7 protein-coding genes and 1 pseudogene are annotated in these 9435 nt (G+C 69.4%); all 8 read left to right on the top strand.

Annotation, left to right across the window (positions count from 1 at the left end):
• The first annotated feature begins 39 nt into the window (after positions 1-39).
• Positions 40-972: a metal ABC transporter solute-binding protein, Zn/Mn family gene (locus tag Q4I23_RS09540; protein WP_498526060.1), complete on the top strand. Its 933-nt coding sequence runs from the start codon at positions 40-42 to the stop codon at positions 970-972.
• Positions 969-1697, top strand: a complete 729-nt coding sequence (locus Q4I23_RS09535) for a metal ABC transporter ATP-binding protein (protein ID WP_454019640.1) — start codon at positions 969-971, stop codon at positions 1695-1697. The genes Q4I23_RS09540 and Q4I23_RS09535 overlap by 4 nt, the downstream gene beginning before the upstream one ends.
• Positions 1694-2584, top strand: a complete 891-nt coding sequence (locus Q4I23_RS09530; RefSeq protein ID WP_498526059.1) for a metal ABC transporter permease — start codon at positions 1694-1696, stop codon at positions 2582-2584. Before Q4I23_RS09535 ends, Q4I23_RS09530 begins: the two co-directional genes overlap by 4 nt.
• The gene (locus Q4I23_RS09525) at positions 2581-3444 is read left to right on the top strand and encodes a metal ABC transporter solute-binding protein, Zn/Mn family (protein ID WP_498526058.1); all 864 of its coding nucleotides are present in this window, start codon (positions 2581-2583) and stop codon (positions 3442-3444) included. The genes Q4I23_RS09530 and Q4I23_RS09525 overlap by 4 nt, the downstream gene beginning before the upstream one ends.
• A gap of 126 nt (positions 3445-3570) precedes the next feature.
• Positions 3571-4336: pseudogene (locus Q4I23_RS09520) on the top strand (IS6 family transposase).
• Between the two features lie 284 nt (positions 4337-4620).
• The gene (locus tag Q4I23_RS09515) at positions 4621-5241 is read left to right on the top strand and encodes a patatin-like phospholipase family protein (RefSeq protein WP_498526057.1); all 621 of its coding nucleotides are present in this window, start codon (positions 4621-4623) and stop codon (positions 5239-5241) included.
• Entirely contained in the window at positions 5220-5780 is a 561-nt protein-coding gene (locus tag Q4I23_RS09510; RefSeq protein ID WP_498526056.1) for a hypothetical protein, read from the top strand. The genes Q4I23_RS09515 and Q4I23_RS09510 overlap by 22 nt, the downstream gene beginning before the upstream one ends.
• 70 nt (positions 5781-5850) lie before the next feature.
• Positions 5851-9432: a S8 family serine peptidase gene (locus Q4I23_RS09505; RefSeq protein WP_498526055.1), complete on the top strand. Its 3582-nt coding sequence runs from the start codon at positions 5851-5853 to the stop codon at positions 9430-9432.
• The last annotated feature ends 3 nt before the right edge of the window (positions 9433-9435 follow it).

Below are 9435 nucleotides of genomic sequence, written 5' to 3'. Positions count from 1 at the left end.
GAAGCGGATCGTCTCCACCTTCACCGCCGGGGTGACCCGATGAGCCTCTTTTCCGACCGCCGCCCCGACCGCCGCCTGATCCTGGCCGGCGCCCTGGCCGCCGCGGCCATGCCCGCCCGTGCCTTTGCCGCTCCCGCCGGGCGTCGCCGCTTCGGCGTCACCCTGCACCCCTACTATTCCTACGTCGCCAACATCGTCGGCGATGCGGCTGAGGTGGTGCCGGTCATCCCCGCCGGCTTCAACCCGCACGCCTACGAGCCGCGCCCGGAGGACATCCAGCGCATCGGCGGACTGGACGCCATCGTTCTGAACGGCATCGGGCACGACGATTTCGCCGGGCGGATGATCGCCGCCTCGGCGAAGCCGTCGCTGCCGGTCGTCGAATCCAATGCCGACGTGCCGCTGCTGCCCGCGGCGGGAATGGCGGCGCGGGCGGCCGGGAAGGTGGTCAACCCGCACAGCTTCCTGTCGATCACCAACTCGGTTCTCCAGGTCGCGACCATCGCGCGTGAACTGGGGCGGCTCGACCCGGACAACGCCGCCGCCTACGCCGCCAACGCCCGCGCCTATTCCCGCCGCCTGCGCCAGCTGCGGGCCGACGCGCTGGCGAAGCTGGCGACGGCCGGCACCGCCAGCCTGCGCGTCGCCACCATCCACGGCGCCTACGATTACCTGCTGCGGGAGTTCGGGCTGGAGGTCTCCGCCGTCGTCGAGCCCGCCCACGGCATCGAGCCGAGCCCGGCCCAGCTCGCCGAGACCATCGCGACGATGCGCAAGCTCGACGTGCAGGTGATCTTCTCGGAGCTGAACTTCCCCAGCGCCTATGTCGAGACGATCCGGCGCGAGACCGGCATCCGGCTCTACGCCTTCTCCCACATCTCGCACGGCGACTACGCGCCGGACCTGTTCGAGCGGGAGATGGCCCGGAACCTCGACACGCTGGTGCTGGCGATGGCCGAGGCGGCACCGTGACGGGTCCCGCCATCCTGTTCGACGCGGTGGGCCTGACGCTGGGGCGCACGGAGATCCTCGACAACGTGTCCCTGCGTGTCGCGGCGGGCACCGTCCACGCGCTGGTCGGCCCCAACGGCGGCGGCAAGTCGTCGCTGATCCGCGCCCTGCTCGGTCAGGCGCCGCACCGCGGGACGATCCGGCTCGACTGGCCGGGCGACGGGCCGGGCACGGTCGCCTACGTGCCGCAATCGGTCGAATTCGACCGCGGCCTGCCGCTGACGGTGGAGGATTTCCTGGCCGTGCTGTGCCAGCGCCGCCCCGCCTTCCTCGGGCCGGACCGCCGTATCAATTACGGTGCGGCGCTGGACCGCGTCGGCATGGCCGGCAAGGCCCGCCGCCGCTTCGGCGCGCTGTCGGGGGGCGAGCGGCAGCGCGTCCTGCTCGCCCAGGCGCTGATCCCGGCGCCGGACCTGATCGTCCTGGACGAGCCGATGACCGCGCTCGATGAGGCGGGGATCGCCATTTTCGAAACGCTGCTGGCCGAGCTTTCCGCCGCCGGGACCACCGTCCTGTGGGTCGAGCACGATCTGGCCCAGGTGCGCCGGCTGGCGACGCGGGTGACCGGCCTGAACCGGCGCGTGCTGTTCGACGGCGCCCCGCTGGAGATGCTGTCGCCGGAGCGGGTGTTCGACCTGTTCTCCGCCGTTCCGCGCCGCACCGGAGCTGAGAGGATCGCGTCATGAGCTTCGAGGCGTTGCGCGCCCTGGTCCAGGGCTGGGCCGGGGCCGGGCTGCTGCCCGCCGGGCTGACCCACGGCTTTCTCGTCAACGCGCTGCTGTCCGGGCTGGTCATCGGGCCGGTGCTCGGCGGGCTCGGCACGCTGGTGGTGACCAAGCGGCTGGCCTTCTTCTCCGAGGCGGTCGGCCACGCCGCGCTGACCGGCGTCGCCATCGGCATCCTGGCGGGGGAGCCCTACACCGGCCCCTACGCCAGCCTGTTCGGCTACTGCCTGCTGTTCGCTCTGCTGGTCAACTACACGCGCAACCGCAGCAACCTGACCTCCGACACGCTGATCGGCGTCTTCCTGTCGGTGTCGCTGGCGCTGGGCGCCAGCCTGCTGCTGATCCTGGCGAGCCGGGTCAACATCCATATCCTTGAGAACGTGCTGTTCGGCTCGGTCCTGACGGTGGACGACCGTGACCTGACCGTGCTGCTGGCGGTGGCCGCCGGGGTCACGGCGCTGATGCTGCCGCTGTTCAACCGGCTGCTGCTGGCGAGCTTCAACCCGGCGCTGGCGCGGGTGCGCGGCGTGCCGGTGAAGAGGCTGGACTATCTGTTCATCGTGCTGGTGACCGTGGTCACCGTCGCGTCGGTGAAGATCATCGGGGCCATCCTGGTGGGGGCGCTGCTGGTCATTCCGGCCGCCGCGGCGCGGGTCGTCGCCTCGTCGCTGCGCGGCTTCTTCCTGCTGTCGGTCGCCTTCGCCAGCGTGGCGGCGGTGGCCGGAATCCTGCTGCCCGTGCAACTGGCCCTGCCGGTGCCGTCGGGCGGTGCCATCATCCTGGCGGCGGGGCTGTTGTTTCTGGGGGCGCTGCTGGCGCGCTTGTTCATGAAAGGGGAAGAGGGATGAAGCGCGTCACGCTTGCGGCGCTCCTGCTGCTGTCCACGGTGGCGGGCGCGTCCGCCGAGACGGTGCTGGCCGGTCACCCGGTCACCGCCGGGCTGGCCCAGGCTCTGACGAAAGGCACGCCGGTGGCGGTGGAGGCGGTGGTTCCGCCGGCCATCCCCATGGGGCGCCAGCACGCCTTCCTGAGCGGGCGCGGCGAGGCCAAGCTGGCGGAGGCCGCCCGCAAGGCCGACGCGGTGCTGACCCTGCGCTCCGCCTGGGGCGAGGATCCGCTCTACCCGCTGGCGCGGCGCGCCAACATCCGCCTCGTCGAGATCGACGCCGCCCGGCCGGTGGACGGCTCCTTGCCGGGGATCGCGGTCAGCGGCGGTGTGGCCTTCCCCTGGCTGGGCATCGCCAACGCCGGACGGATGGCCGACATCCTGGCCGCCGACCTGCGGCGCCTCTATCCCGGTTCCGCCGCCGCCATCGACGCGAATCTTGCCGCCCTGAAGCGCGGGCTGCTGATGGTGTCGTCCCGGTCGGCGCAGGTGTTCGCCGCGCTGCCGGACCCGTCGGCGGCAGCCCTGTCCGACCGCTTCGCCACCCTGGCCGCCGATCTCGGGCTGGATCTGCGCCAGGTCTGGACCCGCGACGACCGCGACTGGACGCCGGAACGTCTGGTCGAACTGACCGCCACCCTGAAGGCCGAGGCGATTCCCGTGGTGCTGCACCACCGCCAGCCGGCCCCGGAGATCGCCCAGGCTGTGGCGGACGGCGGCGCCCGACTGATCGTTCTGGACAGTCTGGAGAGCGGTCCGCCGGCGGCGATGGACACGGCGCTGGCGCGGATCGCGGAACAGCTGGAGGCGGGATTGCGCTGAGGGTTTCTATGCCCCTCCCCAAAGCGGATTGCATTCCGCTTTGGTCCGCGACGGCGGTCCCGGCGACTCTGTTGCGAAGTTGGCCGGCAGGCGGCGGAATGGCTGGACGTTGGAGGGAGCCAAGCCGTGTCGGACTTCAAGGGACGCCACTTTGAGGGTGAGATTGTGCTCTGGGCGGTACGCTGGTACTGCCGGTACGGCATCAGCTACCGCGACCTTGAGCAGATGATGGCCGAGCGCGGCGCTTCGGTTGATCACTCGACCATTTACCGCTGGGTGCGGAAGTATGCACCGGAGATCGAGAAGCGGCTGCGCTGGCAGTGGCGCTGTCCGCGGTCGACCAGCTGGCGGGTCGACGAGACCTACGTCAAGGTGGGCGGCACGTGGGCCTACCTGTATCGAGCCGTCGACAAGCATGGCAACACCATCGACCTCCGCCTCTCCCACGCGGAACACCGCCGCCGCCAAGCGCTTCCTGTCCAAGGCGTTGAACGGCTTGAAGGCGTGGGAGACGCCGACGGTCATCAACACCGGCAAGGCGCCAACTTATGGGCCGGCCTTGGCGGAACTGAAGGCCGAGGGCAAATGTCCCGAGCAGACTGAGCACCGCCAGGTCAAATATCTGAACAACGTGGTGGAGGCCGGCCATGGCAAGCTGAAACAGTTGATCCGCCCGGTGCGAGGCTTCAAGACCCTGAAGACGGCCTACGCGACGATCAAGCGCTTTGAGGTGATGCGGGCGCTCCGCAAAGGCCAAGCGTCCAGCTTCAACATCACCCGCGACGTGCCGGGCGAGGCGCGCCTCGTCGAACGCGCCTTCAACCTTGGACCCGATGTGCTCACCGAGGCCGTGCAGTTCCTCAGCCAGCAGGTCGACATCCAGGACGCATAGCGTCGGCGGTGATGCCCGTAACCATCACCTCGTGATTGCCGGCAAACTTTGCAACAGAGCCGTTGCGAGCGCCATCGACATCCCGACCTTGAATATTCTGCATACAGACGTCGAAATGGTTGGGCGCGATTATAGGCGCCATAACTGCATACTCCAGTATGCAGAGCGGCAATCATCCACAAAAATGACTAGCAGTTCTACCCTCATGCGCAACTGCACTTTTAACAGCGCACCGATTATTATCGTGGTGAACATGGCGGCTTCACAGAAAAAGGGGAGGAGCCATGGCGGACGTTGTCGATTCACTGTCGATGCGGCGCAGCCCCGTCAACGCGGACGACGGCGCCACGCGACCCGAGCCGGGCGTCGGCCTGTGCCTGTCGGGCGGCGGCTACCGAGCCATGCTCTTCCACGCTGGCGTCCTATGGCGGCTGTACGAACTCGGACGGCTCGCAACGCTGGCGCGGGTTTCGAGCGTTTCCTGCGGCTCAATCACCGCCGCCGTGCTCGCGACGCGCTGGAAGGAACTGAGTTTCGACCCCGGGCGGGTCGACGCGGACTTCGCGCCGTTGGTGGTGGCACCGCTGCGCGCGTTGGCGAGCCGGACCCTCGACGCGCACGCGATCATCGGCGGCCTGTTCCTGTCCGGTACGATCGCGGACCACATCGCTCGCCAGTACGACGACATCCTGTTCAAAGGGGCTACGCTCCAGGACCTGCCGGCGGATCCGGGACCCCGCTTCGTCATCAACGCCACCAACGTGCAGACCGGGGCATTGTGGCGCTTCTCGCGGCCGTACATGGGGGATTGGCAGGTCGGCCGAGTGCGCACCCAACCCTGCCACTGGCCATTGCGGTCGCCGCATCCGCGGCGTTCCCGCCGGTGCTGTCGCCCCTGGTGCTGACGGTGGACCCGTCCACCGTCCAACCGGAGGCCGGGGCGGCGCTGCACGAGACGCCCTACACGTCGCGCATCGTCCTCACCGACGGCGGCGTCTACGACAACCTCGGTCTGGAAACGGTTTGGAAGCGCTACGAAACCGTGTTCGTCAGCGATGGCGGGCAACGCCTGTCGCCTGAACGGGAACCGCACGAGGACTGGGCTCGCCACGCCCACCGGATCTTCAACCTGACCGACAACCAGGTTCGCGCCCTGCGCAAGCGGCAGGTCGTCGGCTCCTTCGCCGACCGCGAGCGCCATGGGGCGTATTGGAGCATCCGCAATCTCGCATCCGAGTTTACCGCGCAGACGCCTTTGGCCTGCGCGCCCCAAGCGACACGGGAGCTCGCGGCGGTGGCGACCCGCTTGGAGCGCATGGATGACCGGCTGCAGGAGCGCCTCGTCAACTGGGGCTATGCGGTGTGCGACCTCGCCGTGCGGACCCACTACGACACGGCGCTGCCGCCCCCGAACCGCTTTCCGTTTCCCGCGAGCGGCGTCTGATCGCGCCGTTTGACGGCTTCCGTATGGTGTCTGTCGTTGCAACCCGGGTTCAACGTGGGAGTGACCGGCCATGGCTTCCAACCCCAGCAGGCTGTCTCTTTTGGTCCGGATGCCTCCGCTGCCGGTGGAGGCAGGGCTTTCGGCCCGCGCCAGCGGAATCGATCTCAACATCGAGCCCCTGTTCCGCAGCATTGACCGAACGCCGGGCCGCGGCTTCGCGGCACCCACCGCGTGGCACGTGTTGCGCGCCGCCCGCGCCGACGTCGACGCCAACGCCTGGGACCTGTGCCACACGCTGTTGCGCGATGGTTTGGGAATCCTCGGTGTCGGGGGGGTCGCCTTCGCCGAACCCGACGTCGAGCAGCAATGGCTCACCGAGGAGCGACCGCGACAAGGGTTTGGGCTCGTGGACAGTTGCACGGCGCCAGAGCCGCAGAACCGGAACTATCCGGTCTATGCGGACGGCGGGTCGTACGCCGACGACCAGCATGCCCAGCTCCGGGCGGCGGTCGCCACGGCCCAAACCGCGGGTTCCGCGCCGCGCGTGCGCATCGCCCACCTCGACACCGGGTACGATCCCCGCCACACGACGGTGCCGCCGACCCTGCGCCGTGACCTGGAGCGCAACTTCGTGGATCCGGACTTTCCGGCGGACGCGACCGATCGCACCGACGGTCTTCTCACCAATCTCGGGCATGGCACGGGAACGCTCAGCATCCTGGCGATGGCGGCACCGATCGCTGAGATCGTGCCGATCCGTGTCGCCGACCGCGTCGTGCTGTTCCGCAACAGCGCCATCGCCAAAGCCTTCGATTACGTCCACCTGCTGAGCCGCGATTCCGTGACCAGCATCGACGTCGTCACCATGAGTATGGGGGGAGTGGCCTCCCAGGCCTGGGCCGACGCGGTGAACGCGCTCTACGAGCAGGGCGTGTTCATCGTCACCGCCGCCGGCAACAACCTCGACAATCGACCAACCCGCAACATCGTCTATCCGGCACGGTTCGGCCGGGTCGTGGCGGCCTGCGGCATCATGGCCGATCACGCGCCGTACGCCGACCTCGGCGGCACACACGGCAGGCCGCTGATGGCCGGGAACTACGGGCCGGCGCGCAAGATGAAGACCGCGGTGGCGGCGTTCACGCCCAACGTGCCCTGGGCCAAGCTCGGCTGCCCGGACATCGTCGACCTCGACGGCGCCGGGACCTCGGCGGCGACGCCCCAGGTTGCGGTGGCCGCCGCGTTGTGGATGCACACGCACCGGGCGTGGCTGGATCAGGTTCCGGCCGGCGAGCGATGGCGGCGCGTCGAAGCGGTCCGCAAAGCGCTGTTCGAGACCGCCGGCCAGGCGGACGAACGGTGCGGCCGCGGCGCCTTGCACGCCCGCGACGCTCTCGACGCTTCCCCGGCCTCCGACCTCGCCCCGCAGGATCGCGACGATGTGAGTTTCCCGATGTTGCGCATCTTGACCGGTTTGGGTGTCGCGGGCGCGCCGTCGACGCGCCAACGCATGCTCGAACTCGAAGCTCTCCAGCTCTCGCAAACCAGCGACATCGAGGCGCTCTTGTCCGATCCGGCCCAACCACCGGCGGACCCGGCCACCGCGCGGCGGGTCGCGGAAGCGCTGCTGGAGCGTCCCGGGGCCTCGCGCGCGCTGCGAGACACGCTGCGTCTCCTGCTGAGCCAAGGCGCCTCCACCGGGTGGGGGCCGGCCCAAACACCGGCGGACGCGCCGGCCGCGGCGTCTGCGGTGGAAGCGCCGTCACCCGCTGCGCCGCCACCCCTCACCCCGGTGCAGCGGATGCTGCTCGAGCATGCGCTCAATCCGCCGGTGCGTCCGCCGGCGCGGCGGCACCTGCGGGTGTACGCCCAGGACCCTTCGATCGGAACCGAGGTCGCCACGCAGGGACTCAACGAGACGAGCATCGACGTACGCTGGGAGGCGTTGGAGCCTGGGCCGGTCGGCGAATACGTCGAGGTCATCGACGCCGACCCGGCCAGCCAGCGGTGCTACGCGCCGGTGGACCTCGACCATCCTCACCTGCTGTCACAGCGTGGCCTTTCGCCTTCGGAAGCGAACCCGCAGTTTCACCAGCAGATGGTGTACGCCGTCGCCATGCGCACCATCGAACATTTCGAGCGGGCGCTCGGCCGCGTCGCCTTGTGGGCGCCGCGACGAACATACGTCGACGGGCGGCCGCGGGATGAGTTCGTGCGCCGCCTGCGGCTCTACCCGCACGCTCTGCGCACCGCCAACGCTTTCTACAGCCCGGACCGCAAGGCTCTGCTGTTCGGCTATTTCCCGGAGTCGGCGGAGAACCCCAACGGGCTGCTCCCCGGCGGGCTGGTGTTCGCCGCCCTGTCCCACGACATCATCGCCCACGAAACGTCGCACGCGCTGCTCGACGGGTTGCACCGACGCTTCACCCAGCCGACCAACCCGGACGTCTGGGCCTTCCATGAGGCGTTCGCCGACATCGTGGCGCTCTTCCAGCATTTCACCCTGCCCGAGGCGCTGCGCGCCGAGATCGCCCGGACCGGCGGCGATCTCCGCCGCGAGAACGCCTTGGCCAAGCTGGCTGTCGGGTTCGGCCGTTCGCTCCGCGGGTACGGAGCGCTGCGCGATGCCATTGGCAAAATCGTCGATGGGAAATGGGTCCCCCAACCGCTCGATCGGGCTCAATACGCGAACGCGACGGAGGCGCACGATCGCGGGGCGGTGCTCGTGGCGGCTGTCTTCGACGCCTTTCTCCGGATTTACCAGACGCGGGCGGACGAGTTCATCCGGCTTGCGACCGGTGGCTCCGGGGTGCTGCCGGAAGGGGCGCTGCCCGCCGGTCTGGTCGACAAGCTGGCGAACGAGGCCGCTAAGATCGCCGGGCACTGGCTGGACATGTGCATTCGCGCCCTCGACTACTGCCCGCCGGTGGACATCACGTTCGGCGACTACCTGCGTGCGATCATCACGGCCGATCGCGACCTCGTGCCGGAAGACAAGCGGTCGTACCGCGTCGCCCTGATCGCGGCGTTCCGCGGGCGCGGGATTTTCGCCGAAGGCGTGCGCCACCTTTCGCCGGACGCCGTCATTTGGGAGCCGCCGCCGCAGCCGCTGCGCAACGTCGCCAACGTCTTGAAGGTGATGAATCTGGACTGGACCCTCGGGGCCAGCCGCCGCACCGCTTTCGAGGCGTCGCTGGCCAACGCCGCAACGTTCCACCGTTGGCTGATGTCGCCCAACGAGGTGTCGGAGGCGGAAATCGCGACGCTCGGTCTCGTCCGCGCGCGGGGCGCCGCCGGTGCCATCGATGGACTTCCCGGCACGTTCCGGGGCATCGAGGTGCACTCCGTGCGGCCGGCGCGGCGGATCGGCCCGGATGGGCAAAGCCGCGCGGATTTGGTCGTCGAGATCACCCAGGCCTGGGAACCCGCGCCGCCCCGGCGCGGTGTGATCCGGGGGGGCTGCACCCTGCTGATCGACCTCAAGACCGGAGCGGTGCGCTACTTCATCCGCAAACGGATCGACCAGACGGCCCGCGTGGCGCGGCAGCTCCGGTTCGCCGATACCTTGGCCGGCGTTCCGCTGGCCGCGAACTACCACCCGCGCGGCGGCCCCGCGAGCGAGCCGTTCGCGATGCTCCATGGCGTGCGTTGAAGG

Source organism: Azospirillum sp. UFLA03-27 (genome assembly GCF_059803775.1).
The sequence above is the reverse complement of the archived record's forward strand: the minus strand, read 5'-3'. Positions and strand labels throughout refer to the sequence as shown.

What these genes read in the sequence shown, in the direction of transcription:
- Q4I23_RS09505 (WP_498526055.1), top strand. Translation starts at nt 5,851, where the DNA reads ATGGCTTCCAACCCCAGCAGGCTGTCTCTTTTGGTCCGGATGCCTCCG.
- Q4I23_RS09530 (WP_498526059.1), top strand. Translation starts at nt 1,694, where the DNA reads ATGAGCTTCGAGGCGTTGCGCGCCCTGGTCCAGGGCTGGGCCGGGGCC.
- Q4I23_RS09515 (WP_498526057.1), top strand. Translation starts at nt 4,621, where the DNA reads ATGGCGGACGTTGTCGATTCACTGTCGATGCGGCGCAGCCCCGTCAAC.
- Q4I23_RS09525 (WP_498526058.1), top strand. Translation starts at nt 2,581, where the DNA reads ATGAAGCGCGTCACGCTTGCGGCGCTCCTGCTGCTGTCCACGGTGGCG.
- Q4I23_RS09540 (WP_498526060.1), top strand. Translation starts at nt 40, where the DNA reads ATGAGCCTCTTTTCCGACCGCCGCCCCGACCGCCGCCTGATCCTGGCC.